A 19,006-nucleotide genomic window follows, 5' to 3' on the forward strand; every position below is an offset into this window, starting at 1 on the left:
CGATCATGGCAGAGGGCACGGAAGCGACGCGTCGCGTGCAGACGGGCGTGCAGACGGGCGTGCAGACGGGCGTGCAGACGGGCGTGCAGACGGGCGTGCAGACGGGCGTGCAGACGGGCGTGCAGACGGCCGACGACGTTCTGCGGTTCTGGTTCGGTGAGCCGGGCGATCCGCCGTTCGCGAAGAGCCCGTCGTGGTGGTCGAAAGACGAAGCCTTCGACGCCGCGATTCGCGAGCGCTTCGAGGCAACGCTCGAGGCCGCCGTGCGCGGTGAGCTCGATGCGTGGCGAAGCACTCCCGAGGGCCGCGTCGCCTTCGTCGTCTTGCTGGATCAGTTCTCACGGAACATGTTCCGCGGAACCGAGCAGGCCTTCGCCCAAGACGCGCTTGCTCTCTCCGTTGCCCGCGTCGCCCTCGACGCGAAGGACGACGAGGTCCTTCCTACGGCCCAGGCGCTCTTCTTGCTGATGCCGCTCGAGCACGCGGAGGACCGCGCCATGCAGCGGCGATGCATCGAGGGCTTTGCCAAGTTGCAGCGCATCTGCCCGAGTCACCTGCGCGAGGAGATCTCGAACAACGCGCACTACGCCGAGCTCCACGCGCGCATCGTCGAGCGTTTCGGGCGCTTTCCGCACCGGAACGCGATTCTCGGGCGCACGTCCACGCCGGACGAGATCGAGTTCTTGAAGGAGCCGAACTCGTCGTTCTGAGTCATGGCCACTTCCGCCGAAGGTCGTCGCTCCCCACGTACCTCGCGCACCAAGGAGGTACCGCCCGCGCCCACGCAAGCCGTGTTGCACGAAGCGGCACTCGCTTATCTCGCGCGGAGCGCAGCGACGGCCGCGGGTGTGAAGAAGACGCTCGAACGACGCGTCGCAAACTGGGCGCAGCGCGCCGTGCGTTCGGGCCGCGACGTCGAAACGGTGGAGAACGAAGCGAGTCGCGCACGCGAGGCCATCGCGCCGGTCGTCGCTCGACTTCGTGAGGTAGGTCTCGTCAACGACGCGGCATTCGCCAACGCACGCGCTCGCAGCCTCTCACGATCGGGCCGATCGCGGAGGGCCATCGAGGCTCACCTGACCGCCAAGGGCGCCTCCGAGGAGATCGTGCGCGAGGCACTGCCGAACCGTCACGAAGACGAACTCGGCGCCGCCATCACCTTCGCGCGCAAGCGTCGCCTCGGCCCTTTCGCTCGCGAGCGTGACGAGTTGACCGCCGCCGATCGCCAAGCCGCGAAGCAGAAAGCCCTCGCCACCATGGCGCGCGCGGGCTTCGATTTTCGTACGAGCGACCGCGTCCTCCGCATGGACCTGGAGCAGGCGGAAGAGCATCTCCGCGAGCACCGGCGCGGCGAGTTCTGATCGCCGCGATGGGCCGCGAGGACGAGGAGAAAAATCTCCACGCCCCCGCGCCCCTTCCGTTCGCCAGCGATCAGAATGGGATGTTGTCGACGTTGGCCGCCTGGCCCGGGCCACCGAGGACCGCCGCGCTGCCGTTCACGTAGCGCGACGCGTGGACCGTCGACGTCGACGTGCCGGAGCTGCGCGGAGAGCCGGCGAAGTGGACGTCTTCGGCGATGATGTCGGTGCCGTACCGTTTCGAGCCATCCTTCTCGTAGCTGTACGACTCGATGCGGCCCTCGACGAGGATCCGAGCCCCCTTCGCGAGCATGCGCGAGAGCGGCTCGGCGCGCTTGCCCCAAACCTTCACGGAGTGCCACTCCGTGCGCTCCTGCTTCTGGTTGTTCTTGTCGATGAAACTGAAGCTCGTCGCCAGACTCAGTTTCAGGAACTGCTGACCATTCGCAGTGGTTCGCAGCTCCGGATCCGAGCCGAGGTTTCCGAGCAACATGACCTTGTTGAGTCCTTCTGCCATGCCCGACGCTTCAGCACGCCGCGCGCCAGGACCGCCGCGTAGCAATCTCGCGCGCTTGCGCGGGCGCTCGGGTGGCGCGGCCAGATTTCGACCTGGCCGCGGCCACCTTCTTGGCGAACTCAGGGCTGCGCCGCGCTCGCCGTGCCACGCGGCGTGAGCGTCGTCGACGCCGCATTGAAGTCGGCCTTGTTGTCGTCGGTGTCGACCGAATGTCCGGCCCCACCGGCGGGCTTGCGCTCGACGCTGTAGTTGCTGGCAATGTCCGGCAGCACGTTGCCTTCGAAGCCAGTCGCCGGCTGCTTGCCCCAGCCCACCTTGTCGAGCACCTTGACGGCCTCCGTCGTGCTGAGGCTGATGTAGACGCCACCGTTTCCAACGAGGCCTGCGCTGGCTGCGCTGAAGGTGATGTCACGGACGTTGAACCAAGAGTCGGCGGCGGTCGACGCTGCGGAGGCAAAGACGAGGAAGCCGTGGGACGGAATCACGCCTGCCGTCACGTAGGTCAGCGCCTTGTTCGCTCCGGTGCCGCCCGAGCTCAGCGTATGAAGGTGGATGCCCAGCGCCTTCACGTCGATGCTCTTCGAGGTCCGGTTGTAAATCTCGACGTACTCGTGGTCGGTGTTTCCCGACGTCCCCGTGTAGATCTCGCTGATCACGAGGCCGGCGACCGGGACGAACTTCACGGCGCTCGACGTGTTGGCGCCGATGACGTTGGTGACGAGGACATTCCAGCCCGTCGCGCCGTTCGTACGGATGCCGGCTGGGAACGTGGCCGTGACCTGGGTCGCCGAATCGACCGTACAGCTCGTGGCCGTCGTGCCGACCGCGGTGCCGAGTCCGTCGAGGTCGTCGAGCTTGATCGGCTTCGTGGCCGCTGCGCAATCGATGCCGGCGAAGCCGGTGCCGGTGATGACCACCGTGGCTGTGCCCGTGTTGTACGGAATCGCGCCGTTGTCCGGGTTCGACGCGCTCACGACGACGTTCGTGACCGTGGGCGCGGTCGTGGGCAACGCCACGGTGCCCTTGAAGGTCGCCGTCGTGGCGGAGAGCGCCTCGCCATCGCTCGCGCGCGTGACGTTCGAGACGGTCAGCGTGTAGCTCTTGTTTTCCTGCGCGCTCGTCGTGAGGGTGACCGTGCTGCCCGAAAGCGAAGGCGTTCCGCTGAAGGTCAGGCCCGGGGCCGCGTAGTTCGCGAGGTCGACCGCTTCGGTCGCGTTCGGCGGGGCATCGAAGGCCACCTTGATCTGCGTGGAGCCGGTCGACGACACCGCCGTGACGTTGAACTTCGTGACCTCGGGATCGGTGCCCGAGTCGTCTTCCGTCGGATCCTTCGACGCGTCCTTGCCGGCGTCCTTGCCGGAATCCGTCGTGGCGTCACGCGCGCGGGCATCCTTCGAGCCCGCATCGATTTGGCCAAGGGTCGACGGGGTCGTCGCCATGTCGTCCCCGCAGCCAGCAAACGCGAGAAGCGAGGAGGCGCCGAACGCCATCCCGACAAGCAAAGTCTTCTTTGATGCTCGAACCATGGCCGGACGCTCTAGCTCGAGCCATTCCACGCGCACGCGAAAAATGCGCAGATTCTCCGACACCAACTCGTCACGCAGGAGGCCGTCCGAACCCGGACGTTTCAGGGGGACGACACCAACTGTCCGTCGACCGACACGAAAACCAGCCAAATCTCGGGACAACGAGCCCCCACCGCACGAAAACCTGCGGATCCTCCTCGCGGCATGGCCGATGCAATTCACCTCACCCAGCGAAAACGAGGTGAATCATGAAACGCGAACATGCTCTCTCGAGTCACGGGCGACATGAAATGCGGAATGCCAGCGTGGTTTCGGGCGCGCTCATCGGCGCGACGACCGGCATCCTCGGCGGCGTAGCAGGGATCAGCGTCGCCGGAATACTCGGTGCCGTGATGGGCGCGCTCGGCGGCTTCTTCCTCGAGCACGAGCTCGAACGCGCCGAGGCGCTCGAGGGTGACCAGGCGGACGCCCGGCTCAGGGATTGAGCAGGCGCGTTTCGGTTTCGTGCGCGGTGGTCGAGAGTCGGATGCCGAGCACGAGGCCGAGACAGGCCATGCACAACGCAAGCGATCCGGTGATGCCCGCCAGCGACGTCGTGGCGACCACAGAACGCGCACTCAGCAGGACGCCGACCGCGAGCATCACGATCGAAGAGAACTTCAAGAGCCTCTCGTGACGAACGAGGAGCTCGTGAGGAACCAGGTTCTCCGTTGCGAGCGCGCTCGTTCGACGCCAATAGGCCGCGAGGCCGCAGCCCGCGAGGACCAGCGGCAGGTGCCGGAGGTACGGAAGCACGGTCGCGAACATGCCACGAGTCCAGTCGAAGTAAACGAGAACGGCCACGACGAGCTCGAGCACGAGGCCGACGAGCACGAACAGCCAAGCCGCCGGAGCAAACGGCGAAACGCGGCGCATGGCGACGAACAGGACCACGAGCGAGGCGAGCTCTCCCCCGACAGTGGCCACGTCGTCCGCATCTTTCGGTGAGTGGCCGAGCACCGTCGCGAAGACGAGGAGAATCGACAGGAACGCCGCGACGCCGCAAATCGCGGCCACGGCCTCACCGACGAGCGAAAGCGACGAGGCGAAGCACTGCGCGATCGGACTCTCGGCGAGCTTCGCGCGCTCTTCGTCGCGGATCTTTCGACGTCCTTTGGCGGTGGTCTTCACCGGCGCTTTCGCCGCGGGTTTGGCCTCCGGGTCGAGCGTGGCCTGCACCATTCGGCCGAGCACGAAGAGGCCCACGCCGGCGAGGAGGAGCCCGAGCCCGCCGGGGAGGAAGATGACCGGACGGAAGGTCAGCGATGCCGTCTTGAGCGCGGAGGTCGGGTGCACGACCGTGGTCCAGGCCGTGAGCCACGCTTGCGCGCCGACGAGGCACACGCCCAGCACGAGGGCCCACATTCGAGCGGCGAAGCTCCGAAGCGATTTGTGCACCATGCACGCAAAAAGCACGAGTGCGACGAACCAGATGATCCAGCTCGCGGCCTGGGACGCATCGCGCGCGCTCGGAAGATGGGACGTGAGCCAGACGCGGACTTGGGCGCGTGCGAGATCGAGTGCGAACGCGGTGCCCCAGAGCGTGGTCGCGATGCGCGCGAGCCAGTAGATCCGCGTGCCCTCGGTCGGCCGGCCGCCCAAGAACAAGCCGAACAGCATCATGGCCTGCCCCACGAACATGGCAGGCCCCGTGGCCGTCAGCACCGAGAGCGGCAGGCCCAACATCAGGCCTGCCACGGCGAGGAAGGCGACGCCCATGACGACGCAGCCCGTGCCAGCGAAGTGGAGCGACAGCGCGAGGAGCCGGGGCGGCGCATCACGCTCCGATTCGCGATCGCGATCTGTGGGGTTCGGAAGGGCTCGAGTGGTCACGACGAGTTCACCTTAGTCCAGCTTGGGTTTTCGTGCTTTGACGAGGCGAACGATCGCTCGGGAGCAGGAAAGCAGGCGTCCGGAGCGACGACATGCCCATCCAACGCGACCGAGCACGACCGCGCGCGATCCCTCGCGCTTGCTCGGGACCACGCGAGCCGCTAGTTTCTCGCTCGCGGTGCTGAGGGGCGCCGTTCCCGCCAAAAGAAGCCTTCACCCTCGTCACGAATCGTCTCGAACGAAACGCGTGGTCACTCCAACGACTGGTTCAGCCGACAGAGCGGGTTCGGCACGTCGAGGAGAGCCATGTCTGATCCCGTACGAGAATTGAAGATCCGCGCGGAGCTGCTGCACAAGCGAGCGAGCGCGAACGACGAGGCGTCGCTGCGTCGCCTCCAGCGATTGCCGGATTTGCGTGACGTCGTCGCGGACGAAGAGGCGCGCTCGCGCATCCAGCGCAAGCATTGCCTTGCCATCGTGGCCCGAGAGCTCGGCTTCGTCGGTTTCCCCCACGCGCTTCGAGTGCTCGAGGGCGAGCTGTCGGCCGAAGGCGCGGGGACCTTGTTCAGTCCACCCCGGTGCCACGGCTTCCTGAACGCCTGGTTTTCGGACGTGCATGAGGCGCGCGCTCTGCTCATGGACCAGACGCAGTTCCTGCTCGCCTACAAGCGTCACTACTTCGTGGTCGGCACGGCGTATCTCGTCGAGTTGGGGCTCGATCCGGGCGCCCGCGAGTGGATCGAGCTCCGCCACGACTGGACACACGAACCCGGCACCGACGCGCGACGACGTCTCTACGCGCAGCTCTTCGCGGTGGGAGGCAAGTCATGACCTCGCGCTCGGAGCTCAAGCGCCAGTTCAAGGAGACGCCGAAGCGAGCCGGCGTCTTCACCATCACCAACACGAAGAACGGCAAGGTGTTCCTCGGCAGCAGCCTGAATCTCCATGGGCCGCTCGAGAAGCATCGCTTCATGCTCAAGCTCGGCGGGCATTTCGTCGGCGAGCTCCAGCGAGACTGGCAGCGTTTCGGCCCCGACGCCTTCGCGTTCGCCATCGTGGAGGAAGTCACGCCGAAAAACGACGAAGACTTCCGCATGGAAACCGCGCTGGCGGAGCTCGAAGCGCGCTGGGTCGAGAAGGTCTCGCCGTTTGGCGAGGGCGGCTACAACGTGGACCGAAACATTCGCGAATGAACGACGAGCAGGAGCGCGGCGGCTGATTTCCGGCCTCCGCGCCCCATGCGAGTGGTCGCCGCCGACACGAGGGTGGGCGCAGATCGGGAGGCATGGTATTTCGCGGCAATCCGATGCGCCTACGCCGGCTCTCCGCACTGGTTCTCGCTCTCGCTGCGCCGCCCATGGCGGTCGCCGCGCTCGTGGCTTGCAAGCCTGCGTCGACGTCGCCCTCGTCGGGAGATGCCGCCGCAGGTGACGCCGCATCGGACGCCTCGGCGCTGAACACTCTCGACGGCGCTGCACTCTACGGTTCGCTGTGTGCGATCTGTCACGGCGCGGATGCCACGGGCTACAAGGCCGACAACGCCCCTTCGCTCGTGAACCCCACCTTCCTCGAGAGCGTAACGGACGATCAGCTCCGGCGCTCGATCACCGACGGTCGGCCAGGAACGTCGATGGCGGCCTACGGAGCGATCCGCGGAGGGCCACTCAAGCCCGACGCGGTCAACAAGGTCGTCGGCTGGATTCGCAGCCATGGATCGAAGCCGATTTCGCTTCCGCCGCGAGGAACGGGCGACGCGAAGCGAGGAGCCCAGCTCTATGCGGACAGCTGCGAGCGCTGTCACGGCACGGCCAAGGTCCGAGGCAACGCCGTGCACCTCGCCAATCCGCGATTTCTCGAAGTAGCGTCCGACGAGTTTCTCGGCTGGGCGATCGCGAAGGGCCGCCCGGGAACGCCGATGGAAGCGTGGCAGGGCAAGCTGACGGACGGGCAGATCGACGACGTCATCGCGTACGTCCGTGCCTTCAACAAGCCGCCGCCGGTGGAGCTTCTTCCCGCACCGACGGGCAAGGAGCCGCTCGTCATCAACCCGCACGGGCAGGCGCCGAACTTCAAACCACGCTCGACGCCCTGCCCGAAGACGGCGAACCAACCCGACGCGGCGCCGTGCATCCCCGACGAACGCTTCGTCTCCGTCGAGCAGGTGAAGGAAGCGCTCGATCAGAAGCGCAAGATCATCATCATCGATGCGCGTCCGCCGTCCGACTGGATGCGCGTCCACATTCCGGGTGCGGTGTCGATCCCGTACCACGACACCAAACGGCTCGAAGAAATCCCCAACGACGGCACGTGGGTCATCGCGTACTGCGCGTGCCCGCACCACCTCTCGGGCGACGTGGTGGATCTGCTACGCAAGCGTGGCATCAAGCACGCATCCATTCTCGACGAAGGCATCCTCGAATGGCACCGTCGCGGCTATCCGGTCGTCGCGGCCCCGGGCGTCGAGGCGCCGCCGAAGGAAGGTTACGGACTCGTGCCGCCGAGCCCGGCGCATTGAGTATCGACCGACCGGTGACTTGGTCCCCGCGCGGCAGTGCGACGTGAGGCCACCGGCCGATTGAGCAGAGCCGTTGGCAAGAGCGACCGCGCGACGGCGTGCGCGAGATTCCCTTCATAACTCGATCGGGATAGCCTCGTACTGTGGTCGTCGAAGTCGGTGCGAACCGTGCAGCCCGATTGGTTCAAGCCGTTCAAGATCTGTCGCGGTCGCGCACCATCGAGGACGTGCAGACGATCGTCCGACGCGCTGCACGCGAGCTCAGCGGAGCCGACGGCGCCACGTTCGTTCTGCGCGACGGCGATAAGTGCTTCTACGCGGACGAAGACGCCATCGCCCCTCTCTGGAAGGGCCATCGCTTTCCGATGGAGAGCTGCGTCAGCGGTTGGGTGATGCTCCACCGCCGCTCGACGGTCATCGAAGACATCTATGCCGACGACCGCATACCGGCCGATCTCTATCGCCCGACGTTCGTGAAGAGCCTGGCGATGGTCCCGATCCGTACCGACGATCCGATCGGTGCCATCGGAACCTACTGGGCGGAGCATCGAGCGCCGAGCGAGGAAGACATGCGAGTCCTCCAGGCGCTCGCCGACAGCACCTCGATCGCTCTCGAGAACATCAAACTATACGGTGAGCTCGAAGAGCGCATTCACGAGCGGACCGTGGCCCTCGAACTCGCGCACCGGGCCGAGGCCGCCGCGCGCCACGAGCTCGACGAACGTCTCCGCGCCGAGGAGCTCCTCAAGCGGACCGAAGAGCAGCTGCGCCATTCTCAGAAGATGGACGCCATCGGCAAGCTCGCGGGCGGCATCGCCCACGACTTCAACAACATGCTCTCGGTCGTCCTCAGCTACACCTCGCTCGTCAGCGACGACCTCGATCCGTCGAATCCCGTCCGCGACGATCTCGAAGAGATCCGCAAGGCCGGTGAGCGCGCCGCGGCGCTGACGAGGCAGCTGCTCGCCTTCAGCCGCCAGCAGGTGCTCGAACTGCGCGTCATCGACCTCGAAGACATCGTCACCGGAACGGCGAACATGCTGCGCCGTCTCATCGGCGCCGACGTCGAGCTCGAGGTTCGGCTCGCGGGCGGCGCCACCGTTCTGGCCGACCCCGGACAGATCGAGCAGGTTCTCTTGAACCTGGTCATCAACGCGCGCGATGCCATGCCGGACGGCGGCAAGCTCACCATCGAGACGGGCACCGTCACCTTCGACAGCGACTACGCGAGCCAGCACTTCGGAGTGAGCGGAGGGCAGTACCGACTCCTCGCGGTGAGCGACACGGGGGTCGGCATGACCCGCGAGGTGCAGGAGCGCATCTTCGAACCGTTCTTCACGACCAAGGAAAAAGGACGCGGCACGGGCCTCGGTCTGCCGACCGCGTACGGCATCGTGAAGCAGAGCGGTGGACACATCTGGGTCTACAGCGAGCCCGGTGTCGGCACCACGTTCAAAGTGTACTTGCCGAAGCACTCGGGCGCGACGTCGCTTCGTCCTCCGGCCGGCGCCTCGAGACCCAAGCGGCTCGGAGGAACGGAGACGGTGCTCCTCGTCGAAGACGACGATCAGGTGCGCACCGTCGCTCGCGGCATCCTGAAGCGCAGCGGCTACGAAGTACTCGAAGCGAACGGCCCCGAAGAGGCCATCGCCGTCTGCACGCACTACGAGAAAAAGATCCACCTGCTCCTCACCGACATCGTCATGCCTCGCATGAGCGGCGTCGAGCTCGCGCGCACCATCTCGGCGATGAGGCCCGCCACGAAGGCCCTCTGGATGTCGGGCTACGCCGAGGAAGCCGCGCTTCGCCATGGCATGCTGCACGAGGGCATGACGTTCGTGCAGAAGCCGCTCACCCCCGAAGGCTTGCTCTCGCGCGTGCGCCAGTCGCTCGACGGCTGAGAGCACGAGCATGCCGTCGCTTCTGCGGGCGGCCCATCTCGGCTGTTGCGTGGGAAAAATTCCGGTCGCACGCGCTCGCGGTCGGGAACCACGAGGCGCCACGCGCGAGCCATGGTAGGGCAGATCGCATGCGCAAGGCACTCGTCGCCCTGGCTTCGCTCGCAGCCCTCACGGGTTGCTCGAAGTCCGGCTCCCCCGAGGCAACGGCGAACGCGTCGACAGCGACGCAGGCGGTTCCCCATCCCTCCCCTTCTGCGGCCGCGAGTACGGCCACGGCCGACGCCGGTGTAGAGACCACCGGCGCGACGAGCGCGAACGGATCGGCCGGTGGCCCCTACAACGTGCTGCTCGTCTCGATCGACAGCCTACGCGCCGACATGCCTTGGGCCGGCTACGACCGCCCCATTGCGCCTCGCCTCTCGGCGCTCCACGCGAAGTCGACGGCGTACACGCGCGCGTACGCGACCTCGAGCTTCACGTCGAAGAGCCTCGCGGGCGTGCTCACCGGGCGCTACCCCTCGGAGCTCGCCCGCACGGGCTCGTTCTTCACGCGCTATCTCGCCCAGAAGGACTTCCTCTGCACGCAGCTCGCCGCGGTCGACATCGGCTGCTCGGGCGGTCACGCGCACATGTACTTCGGGCCCAAGCAGTCGGGCTACGAGTCCGGCTTCGGCGACTGGCGGCTCGTCAGCGGGATCAAGTTCGACTACCAGACCGACCCGTACGTCACGAGCGACAAGCTCACGCCCCTCGCGATCCAGATCCTCGGCGACGCTGCGCAGAAGGCGAAGCCCGATCATCCGTTCTTCGCGTGGTTCCACTACATGGATCCGCACGACGAGTACAAGACGCACACCGAGAGCCCGCACTTCGGAAAACGAGCACGCGATCTCTACGACGAAGAGGTCTTCTACACGGACCTCTGGATCGGAAAGCTGCTCGACTGGGTGGAGACGCAACCTTGGTCGAAGCGCACGGTCATCGTGATCACCGCGGACCACGGCGAAGCGTTCGGTGAACACGGCCTCATGCGGCATGCCCACGAGCTCTGGGAAGAGCTGATTCGCGTGCCCCTCTTCTTCTACGTGCCGGGCCAGGCGCCTCGCACCATCGACGAGCCGCGCGGTCACATCGATCTCGCGCCGACCTTCGCCGAGCTCCTTGGTGCCAAGGTCACGCTCGCAGGTTCGGGAACGAGCCTCGTGCCCGAGCTCACCGGTGGCAGTGCTGCCCCGCGCGACGTCATCGCCGATCTGCCCGAGGACGAATACAACGAGCGCAGGCGCGTGCTCGTCCACGGCACCACCAAGCTCATCTCCTTCGGCAACGACGCGCGCTTCGCCCTCTACGATCTCGCGGCCGATCCGGGCGAGAAGAAGGACCTCATCCGAACGGACACCGCGCTCGCCACCGAGATGCGTGCACGTTACAAGGAAGTCTCGAAGCGCATCGTCGACGTCGCCCCGACCGGCGGCATCCCGAAGCACGACAAATAACGAGCTTCAGCGGCTCACGCGGCGTCGAGCCGCCGCAGACTCGGCGTCTTCGGCCTCGAAGGCCTCGTCGTCGAGGTCGTCCGCCACCCGCGTCGGCACGTCGGTGCTCACGCGCGCGCCCGCGGCGACCGTCTCGCCCGCATGGGAAAGCTCCCCTGCGGCGACCGCCTCCCTGAGCGACGAGCGGAACAGCCATCGCCGCGCCGCGATGGCTCCGATCAAGAGCGCGGCGACCACCGCGAGGTGGTGCGGATAGTAGCTGGGACGCAACGCAGGAACGTTCGTGAAGATGTCCCACGCGTAGGCTCGCCAGCCGAACGCAACACCGGCGCCGAGCATCGCGGCGATCGTCGCCCCCAGCGCCGTGGCGCGCGCGTCGAACTTCGCGAGTGCGCGCGAGGCATGGACGAACGGAAGCGCTCCGATGAGCCCGACCGCCAAGAACCATCCTGGCGCCATTCCCAGCGCCCACACGGCCGGAAAGACCGTCGCTGCTGCGAGCGCGAGCCCGATGCCCCACGTCTTGCCTCGCGTTGCGGCCGTGGCTCCGGCGAACAGAGCGATGGACGCAGCCACCGTGATCCACCGATCGAACGCAACACTCCGCACGAGCGTCGCGAGGGCCACGAGCTGCGCCACGTAGAGCGAGTTTCGAAGTCGAAGAGCAAGCACGCCTCTCGACCCTAGCGCTCCTCGGCGCCACTCGCCCGTCGACGGCGAATTTCGTGGCTACGCTCGTGCTCGTGCCAATTCGTCAGTGGGCCGCGCGCTGGTAGACGGAGTCTTTCGGCGCGCATGGATCAGGCGCGGGCACGACGGTCGTGCCTGCTGCCGGAGGGGAATCCGGGCGGCTCGCACTCGAGGCTCCGCCGTCGGTCGACGTGCTCCCCGCATCGGCCGTGCCTTCGTCGGGGGTCCCTGCGTCGCGCGTCGCCGCGTCGGGTGCCCCCGCATCGGGCGGAGGATCCACCGGAAGCGGAGGCAACACGTTCGCGATGTCGGGCACCTCGTCGACGCGAACGAACGTGTACCCCCGCGCCTTCAAGCACGGGACGAGGTACTTCACCATGTCGACCGTGTTGCCCACGCCCGAGTCGAGCGCGTGGTTGGACGGGTCGCCGTAGTCCGCATCGTGCATCAGCACGATCCCTCGGCCCACGGCCTCGATCTCGTTCAAGTAGAGATCACCGCACGCTCGCGTCGTGAGCTTGGGATCGTCCTGCCAGCAGGCCCAATCCGCCCCGAACGTCTCGCTGCGTCCGCCACCGATGTCCCAGCCGATGTGTCCCACGTACTTGTCCATTGCCGACGCAGACAGCACCTGCTGATCACGTGCGTTCCAAGCTCCGAAAGGGGCGCGGAACATGAAGCGCGATGCGGGAACGAACGGCGCGATGAGGGCGTCGGTCTCGGCGAGCTGATCGACGAGCGCGGCATTGCCGGCCGCCGAGTTCGGGAACGCCGCCGTGCTGGTCAGATCGAGATGGTCCTGCGTGTGATTGCCGATCACGTGGCCATGCGCGACGAGCCCCTGGCGCACACCGAGATGATCGGGCAGCCGCATTCCGTTGACGAAGAAGCCCGCTCGAATGCCCTGACTCTCGAGATACCGGGCGAGCTCCATCGTGCGACTTCCGTGGCCATCGTCGAAGGTGAGCGCCAGCTGCTTGGGACCGAGCGACGTTCCGGTGAACGTGCCCATGACGAGCGCTGGGTTCTCGGCGCATCTCGGTGCTGCGCCCCCGCTGGGCTGCTCCGTCCGTTCCGAACACGCGAGCGCGATCGACGACCACCCCGCCAGAAGCCACCACCACGCGCGAGCCATCGCTCGAAAGCTGTGGAGCAGGGTTCGCCCGTCAATGAGGTGCCGAATTGCTGCGACGTCGACGCGACGGCGGAGCGATCAGACGTAGCCCTCCGCCTGCATCTTGTAGAGGCGCGCGTAGGTCTTCTCTTCGGAGAGGAGCGCGGCGTGCGTGCCGTCCTCGGCGATCCGGCCGTTTTCGAGCACGAGGATCCGATCCGCCATGCGCACGGTCGGAAAGCGATGCGAGATGATGAGCGTGGTGCGCCCCTCGGCGAGGTGACGGAAGCGTTCGAAGACGGCGTGCTCGGCCTCGGCGTCGAGGGCGGCGGTGGGCTCGTCGAGAACCAGAATGTCCGCCTGCTCGCGCATGAAGCCGCGGGCCAGCGCAATCTTCTGCCACTGGCCGCCGGAGAGCTCGACGCCGTCCTGGAACCAGCGGCCGAGCGGCGCTTCGAGGCCCGCGGAGAGCCCCGAGGCCACCGCATCGGCGCCGCCGCGTTCGGCCGCCCGCGCGATGCGAGGCGCGTCTTCGAGGTGCTTCACGCTTCCCACGCCCACGTTCTCGCGGAACTTGAGCTGGTACTGGCTGAAGTCCTGGAACACGACGCCGAAGCGCGCGAGGAGCTCGTCGCGATCCCATTCGCGGACGTCTTTGCCGTCGAGCAAGACGCGGCCTTCGGTCGGCTCGTAGAGGCGCGTCACGAGCTTCACCAGCGTGGTCTTCCCGGCGCCGTTCTGCCCGACGAGCGCCACGCTCTGACCGCGCGGGATGAAGAGGTCCACGTTGCGGAGAACCCACTTCTCCTGCCCCGGATACTTGAAGCTCACGTTCTCCAGTCGAATGCCCTGTTCGGTGGGCGCTCCGTTCACGGCGTGCATCACGTCGGTCTTCGGAACCGTGACGATCACGCCCTCGCCCGGCACCGCGTCGAGGAACGAGAACAGGTTCGACATGTAGAGGTTGTGCTCGTAGATGCTGCCGATGCCGCTCAGGATCGACTGGAAGGCTTGCTGGCCGGATCGGAACGCGAGCACGTACATCGTCATGCTGCCGAGGGTCAGTCGTGAGGCGGCTGCCATGAGCGCCATCGCGGCATACGAGCCGTAGAACGCTGCGGTCGCAAGCAACGAAAGAAGGTGCGTGACCACCGCGCGACGAATCGCGAGCCGCGAATCTTCGCGATAGAACTGCTCGGCGAGCTCCTTGTAACGACCGAGAAAGAGCGGACCGAGACCGAAGAGTTTGACCTCTTTGGCATGCTCGTCGTTCGCGAGCACGTACTCGAGGTACATGAGGCGACGCGATTCGGGCGAGCGCCAGTTGCGAAGACGAAAGGCCGTCTTCGAGTAGCGCATCTCGGCGATGGTCGCGGGCACGGTGGCCACCATCAGCACCGCGACGACCCAGCCGCTGAAACGCAGCAGGAGGGCTGCGTAGCCGGCGAGCGTCAGCACGTTCTGGACGAGCGCGAAGCTCTCGGTGACGAGCGACACCGGCCGCGACGAGGCTTCACGCCGTGCGCGGCTGAGCTGATCGTAGAACTCTGGATCTTCGAAATGCCGGAGCTCGAGCCGCGTAGCCCGGTCGAGAATCGCGACGTTCACGTCGGTTCCGAGGCGGGAGCCGAGCACGCTGCGAACGAGGCCGAGCCCTCGCGTGAGTGACGCTTGCAGCACCACCAGCACGAGCTCGACGCCGACCCAGCGGAGCGTCTCTTCGCGCGAGCGGGCGACCACGGCGTCGACGATCCTCTTGCCCGCCCACGCCACCGACGGAGGAACGGCCGCGGCCGCGAGGGTCAGGGCGGCCAGCACCACGGTCATGGCCGGCGAGGACTGCCAGACCAGGGCAAGCGCACGACGCATGTACGCGGCGCTCTCTTTCAGCGCCTTGTGGAGCGGGGGACGAGGACCTTCGGGGGCTCGGGGACGACGATGCGGGCTCAATGAGGACTCGGGACTTGGGACTACCGGTGGAAGGTAAGTCCGATGCCGCTCCTGTCACGGTGGGGTCTACAGCGCACTTCAGTTGCGCTGATTGAACAGCCAAACGGAGCTCGCGACAGACCTGCGCAAAGGACCGTGGATTTTGGGGCCCTCGCCGATCGTGGGCCCCGAAATTCACGGTCCGTGCAAAGTGGTCGGTGCTCGAAGCAAGGTCACCCTTCCCCGCAGCGGAGCAGGCCCTCAGGTCCGAAGACCTCGACCTTGAACACGGAGCGACCGAGGAGCATGCGCGCACACTCCTGCACGCCCTCGGGAATTGCCGGGTGCGGGTGCACGCAGCGATCGATGTCGTCGAGCGTGGCGCCCATCTCGATGAGGAAGGCGATGCCCTGGATCGTGCTCGACGCTTGAGGTCCGACGACGCGAAGCCCGAGGATCTTGCCCGAATCCTTCGCCGCGAGCAGCTTCACGAAGCCGCTCGTGTTCCGCATGGCGACGTTGCGCGCCACGAGGCGATTGTCGACCACGCCGACCCGGTAGGGGATCTTGCGCTCTTTGGCCTGGAGCTCGTTCAGGCCCACGCTCGCGACCTCGGGCTTCAGGAACATGATGGCCGAGAGCGCCTCGTACCGAATGGGGCGCGGGTCGAGTCCGAACATCTTCTCGACCGCGTAACGCCCCTCGAGCTCGGCGACATTGGCGAGCGCGATATCCATGGTGACGTCGCCGGCCGCGTAGATGTGCGAGACGGACGACTGCGTGTGGGTCGCCACGATGCTGTCGTTCTTGTCGAGCTGCACGCCGGCGTTCTCGAGCCCGAGAGTTCGAGTGTTCGGAACGCGGCCGACCGAGACCAGCGCGCGCTCGACGCGGATCGTCTGCGTCTTTCCTTCGGGGTCGCTGATGACGTACTCGACCTTGCCGTCGACGACACGCATCTCCTGGAGCTTCGACGAGCGGTGGATGAGGATGCCCATCGACTCGAAGTTCGACGCAACCTCCTCCGCCACGTCTTCGTCTTCGAACGGAAGGATGCGCGGCTGGCGGTCGATGATGCGGATCTTGGTGCTCGCGAAGTTCGCGAACACGGTCGCGTACTCGCAACCGATGACACCCGCGCCGACGATCACCATGCTCTCGGGGAACGAGGGAAACGACTCGATGTGATCGCTCGTCACGACGAGATCGCCGTCGACGGGGAGCCCGTCCGGAATGCGCGGCTTCGAGCCCGTGGCAACGACGAAGTGAGACGCCGAGACGAGCTCGAGGCTGCCGTCCGTTCGGCGGACCTCGACTTCGTGGGGCGAGATGAACTTCGCCGTGCCGCGCACGAGCGAGACGCTGCCTCCGCCGGATCGGGAAGCCGCCAAACGGTCGAGCTGCTTGTCGAAGTACCCTTCCCGCTCGCTCACCGCGGCGCGCACCGACTCGATCACGCGCCGGTAGGAAATCTCGAAGCCTGCTTTCGCGCAGTATCCTCGGTCGCTTCGCTGGGCGAGCGCGAAGTCGTTCGAGAGATGCCACATCGTCTTCGAGGACAGCGCGCCGGCGTGGACGCCCGCACCGCCCACGCGAGCGCGTTCGATGACGATCACGTCCTTGCCAAGGTCTTGTGCACGCATGGCCGCCGCGTATCCCGCCGGGCCCGCACCAAGCACGCACAAATCCCATGTGGACTTCGCCATCGTCGCCTCCTGCGCCAGGATAACGCGTCTCGGCCTGCGCGTGTCACGAGGCCGTGTCCGTGCGGCTGGGCTTCCCTGCTACTGCGGCGACCACTTGCGTGGACCGAGGATCTCGGGACCCACGGTCGGCGAGGGTCCCGAGATCCTCGGTCCTTTGCGCAAGTCTGTCGCGAACTCCGTTTGACTATTCAATCAGCGCAACTGAGTTGCGCTGTAAGCTCGTAGGCGCGTGAGCGCTCCTCGTTCTGCTCGTCGTTCGTCGCCGTCGTCGAAAAGGGACGTTCCCTTCACCGGCAAGCCGTCGTGGCGTGTCACACGACACCTCGCCGACGGGACCGCCGTCACCATTCGACCGATCTTGCCGGACGACCGCGAGGAGCTCAAGCGTGCCTTCCTCGAGGCCTCACCGCAGACGCGGTACCTTCGCTTTCTCGGCAGCGTGAACGAGCTCTCCGACGAGATGCTCACGTACCTCACGAACGTCGATCAGAAGAAGCACGTCGCGCTCGTCGCCACCATCACCTCGCCCGACCTCAAAGCCGAGCGAGGCGTCGGCGTCGCGCGCTTCATCGTGCTCGACGAGTCACCGGACGTCGTCGACGCCGCCATCACCGTGGCCGACGACATGCAGCGCAAGGGGATCGGCTCCTTGCTCCTGCGTGAGCTCGAGCGCGCCGCACGCGTGCGCAACATCCGGACGATCCGAGCCGACGTCCTCGCCGACAACGCTCGCATGCGCGCGATCCTCGAGGCCGCCGGCGGCAAGCCATCGTCCACGCCGACCAGCGAGCCGCCGCGCATCGTCGCGGGCGTCGAAGACGAGTACGCTGGAACGATCAGCTACGACATCGAGCTCGGGCCGCCGGCGCCATCGCCGAACCTGCTCGACGTCCTTCGAGGCGCCGCCCAGACGATGGCCGTCAAGTTCCGGCGCCTCTTGCCGCCGCTCACCAAGAGCGAGCGGAAGTCCGACGATCCGTCAGACCCGACGGCGCCGAACGAAGGCGAGCCCGAAAGCCGCGACGGCGAGAAGTAGACCGCAGCGCGAGGCGTTGCCATGGCTGGCCGGTGCCGCCGAACAACCGGAGGTGGTGGTGACCGTCTTGGTGCGGCTGCCGGGCGGAAGCCGACAGACCTTCACGTCACCCTCGGCCGTGCAGACCTGGCCTTCGGGGCATTCGACTTCGGCGCAGTCCTGCGCGCACGTCGTTGCTCCGCCTTGATCCGGATCGGAGAGGCAGAGATTCGAACGACACTCCGACGCGTCCGTACAAGCGGTGCCGGCCGTGGCCTTGCGCGGATCAGGCTGTCCTTCGAGCCACGGCTCCGCCTCAGCCGCCTCGTAGGCGCCGAGAATGACGTCCTTGAAGGGCGAGAGCTTCGTATAGAGATTCAGGCCGTCGACGCAGTTCTTGGCCGGATTGTTCTGATCCGGCGGCTCGCTGTTGCCACCGCGCGAGACGATACCGATGACCGCGCCCGACTCGGCGACGGCCGGACCACCGCTGTCGCCCGAGCAGATCGACTCTCCAACCTCGAACTCGTTCGGCGGGACGGGAGGCCTGCCGTTCTTGTCCGGCCCGACGGCGACCACCCCGACGCCGCTGCGCTGTTGGCGAACGCTGGGCTCGATGGTCTTCTCGGTCACGCCCCAACCGATGGACGTCACCACCTCGCCGACTGTCACTTCGTCGTCGAGGCGCACCGGCGCGATCGGCACGTCGGTGATGGGCTCTTTCAGGACGATGAGCGCGATGTCATGGTTGCAGAGATTCTTGCCACCATCGTCGATGATCTTCGCGCCCCGTCCCGCCGGTGAGACGTCGCCACGACTGAAGTCCGGGCGGTTCGGCCCGGTGAAGATGTACATCGTCTCGGGCTTGTTGTTCTTCTTCACGACGCCCGCAGCGAGCGGGGTGCCGTCGCCGTCGCACGCGGCGTACTCGTCCGTGTCCGCCACGCAGTGGCGCGCGGTCAGAACGAGCTTCGGCGCCAGGAGCGTTCCGGTGCACGCGCCGAACGACCCCGCTGCGGGATCGTAGTGAATGATGAGGACGACAGCGTCCTGTGAAGCGTCCGAGTTCGTCCCCTTGATGATCGGGGAGCTCTGTTGCCCGAGCGACTCGGTTTGCGGCGCCGACGAGCATGCCACGCCAGCCAGCAACGAAGAGACGGCAGCAGCCGTGAGGAAGAATCTGCGGGGGGCGTTCATTCGGATGGGGTGCTTGCCGTGAGGTCGTCGGCGAGGCAAGCGCGAAGAACGAGCGCGGCCGCACCAACGAGGCGAAAGGTGTGTAGCAGAAAGTGAGCAGCGCGCACGTCGCTCCACTCAGAGATTATTTCGACGTCCGCAGCGTTTTTTTTGCCTGCTCCGACGGGTCG

The 19,006-nt window shown here is 66.5% G+C and carries 17 protein-coding genes; 9 read left to right on the plus strand and 8 right to left on the minus strand.

Annotation, left to right across the window (positions count from 1 at the left end; translation table 11 throughout):
* The first annotated feature begins 5 nt into the window (after window positions 1–5).
* Window positions 6–710 carry a DUF924 family protein gene (locus tag AKJ09_RS48690; RefSeq protein ID WP_205633993.1) on the plus strand — a complete coding sequence of 235 codons (705 nt, stop codon included), beginning with the start codon at window positions 6–8 and terminating at the stop codon, window positions 708–710.
* A gap of 3 nt (window positions 711–713) precedes the next feature.
* On the plus strand, window positions 714–1,361 hold the full coding sequence (locus tag AKJ09_RS48695) for a regulatory protein RecX (protein ID WP_146654699.1): 648 nt from the start codon (window positions 714–716) through the stop codon (window positions 1,359–1,361).
* Window positions 1,362–1,431: 70 nt separating this feature from the next.
* On the opposite strand, the gene AKJ09_RS48700 is transcribed toward AKJ09_RS48695, so the two are convergent.
* Both AKJ09_RS48700 and AKJ09_RS48705 read right to left on the minus strand, forming a co-directional pair.
* Window positions 1,432–1,875, minus strand: a complete 444-nt coding sequence (locus AKJ09_RS48700) for a single-stranded DNA-binding protein (protein WP_146654700.1) — start codon at window positions 1,873–1,875, stop codon at window positions 1,432–1,434.
* A 119-nt stretch (window positions 1,876–1,994) separates the two neighbouring features.
* A complete protein-coding gene (locus AKJ09_RS48705; protein WP_146654701.1) occupies window positions 1,995–3,401 on the minus strand; it encodes a lamin tail domain-containing protein in 1,407 nt (468 codons plus the stop codon).
* A gap of 248 nt (window positions 3,402–3,649) precedes the next feature.
* Here AKJ09_RS48705 and AKJ09_RS48710 point away from each other — a divergent pair, with 248 nt between their 5' ends.
* On the plus strand, window positions 3,650–3,886 hold the full coding sequence (locus AKJ09_RS48710) for a hypothetical protein (RefSeq protein WP_146654702.1): 237 nt from the start codon (window positions 3,650–3,652) through the stop codon (window positions 3,884–3,886).
* Here AKJ09_RS48710 and AKJ09_RS48715 read toward each other — a convergent pair.
* Window positions 3,876–5,273 (minus strand): hypothetical protein, encoded by a 1,398-nt coding sequence (locus AKJ09_RS48715; RefSeq protein ID WP_146654703.1) that lies wholly within the window; start codon window positions 5,271–5,273, stop codon window positions 3,876–3,878. The two genes, AKJ09_RS48710 and AKJ09_RS48715, sit on opposite strands and share 11 nt — an antisense overlap.
* Window positions 5,274–5,579: 306 nt before the next feature.
* Here AKJ09_RS48715 and AKJ09_RS48720 point away from each other — a divergent pair, with 306 nt between their 5' ends.
* The 5 genes from AKJ09_RS48720 (at window position 5,580) to AKJ09_RS48740 (ending at window position 11,185) form a co-directional block, all read left to right on the plus strand.
* A complete protein-coding gene (locus AKJ09_RS48720) occupies window positions 5,580–6,104 on the plus strand; it encodes a hypothetical protein (protein WP_146654704.1) in 525 nt (174 codons plus the stop codon).
* Complete coding sequence (locus AKJ09_RS48725; RefSeq protein WP_146654705.1) at window positions 6,101–6,466, plus strand: GIY-YIG nuclease family protein; 366 nt, start codon at window positions 6,101–6,103, stop codon at window positions 6,464–6,466. The genes AKJ09_RS48720 and AKJ09_RS48725 overlap by 4 nt, the downstream gene beginning before the upstream one ends.
* A 113-nt stretch (window positions 6,467–6,579) precedes the next feature.
* On the plus strand, window positions 6,580–7,788 hold the full coding sequence (locus AKJ09_RS48730; protein ID WP_169928571.1) for a c-type cytochrome: 1,209 nt from the start codon (window positions 6,580–6,582) through the stop codon (window positions 7,786–7,788).
* A 143-nt stretch (window positions 7,789–7,931) separates the two neighbouring features.
* The gene (locus tag AKJ09_RS48735) at window positions 7,932–9,689 is read left to right on the plus strand and encodes a GAF domain-containing hybrid sensor histidine kinase/response regulator (RefSeq protein WP_146654707.1); all 1,758 of its coding nucleotides are present in this window, start codon (window positions 7,932–7,934) and stop codon (window positions 9,687–9,689) included.
* Window positions 9,690–9,817: 128 nt separating this feature from the next.
* A complete protein-coding gene (locus AKJ09_RS48740) occupies window positions 9,818–11,185 on the plus strand; it encodes a sulfatase (protein WP_146654708.1) in 1,368 nt (455 codons plus the stop codon).
* Between the two features lie 6 nt (window positions 11,186–11,191).
* On the opposite strand, the gene AKJ09_RS48745 is transcribed toward AKJ09_RS48740, so the two are convergent.
* The 4 genes from AKJ09_RS48745 to AKJ09_RS48760 form a co-directional block, all read right to left on the minus strand.
* On the minus strand, window positions 11,192–11,857 hold the full coding sequence (locus tag AKJ09_RS48745; RefSeq protein WP_146654709.1) for a hypothetical protein: 666 nt from the start codon (window positions 11,855–11,857) through the stop codon (window positions 11,192–11,194).
* Window positions 11,858–11,939: 82 nt separating this feature from the next.
* Complete coding sequence (locus tag AKJ09_RS48750; protein ID WP_146654710.1) at window positions 11,940–13,010, minus strand: polysaccharide deacetylase family protein; 1,071 nt, start codon at window positions 13,008–13,010, stop codon at window positions 11,940–11,942.
* Window positions 13,011–13,088: 78 nt separating this feature from the next.
* Window positions 13,089–14,858, minus strand: coding sequence for an ABC transporter ATP-binding protein (locus AKJ09_RS48755; protein WP_146654711.1), 1,770 nt, complete (start codon window positions 14,856–14,858; stop codon window positions 13,089–13,091).
* A 293-nt stretch (window positions 14,859–15,151) separates the two neighbouring features.
* On the minus strand, window positions 15,152–16,624 hold the full coding sequence (locus tag AKJ09_RS48760; protein ID WP_146654712.1) for a dihydrolipoyl dehydrogenase family protein: 1,473 nt from the start codon (window positions 16,622–16,624) through the stop codon (window positions 15,152–15,154).
* Window positions 16,625–16,853: 229 nt separating this feature from the next.
* On the opposite strand from AKJ09_RS48760, the gene AKJ09_RS48765 reads away from it, so the two are divergent.
* Complete coding sequence (locus AKJ09_RS48765) at window positions 16,854–17,660, plus strand: GNAT family N-acetyltransferase (RefSeq protein WP_146654713.1); 807 nt, start codon at window positions 16,854–16,856, stop codon at window positions 17,658–17,660.
* Here the strand turns inward: AKJ09_RS48765 and AKJ09_RS48770 are convergent.
* Complete coding sequence (locus AKJ09_RS48770) at window positions 17,604–18,836, minus strand: S1 family peptidase (RefSeq protein ID WP_146654714.1); 1,233 nt, start codon at window positions 18,834–18,836, stop codon at window positions 17,604–17,606. The genes AKJ09_RS48765 and AKJ09_RS48770 overlap by 57 nt on opposite strands.
* Between the last annotated feature and the right edge of the window lie 170 nt (window positions 18,837–19,006).

The organism is Labilithrix luteola (assembly GCF_001263205.1).
Classification (GTDB): domain Bacteria; phylum Myxococcota_A; class Polyangia; order Polyangiales; family Polyangiaceae; genus Labilithrix; species Labilithrix luteola.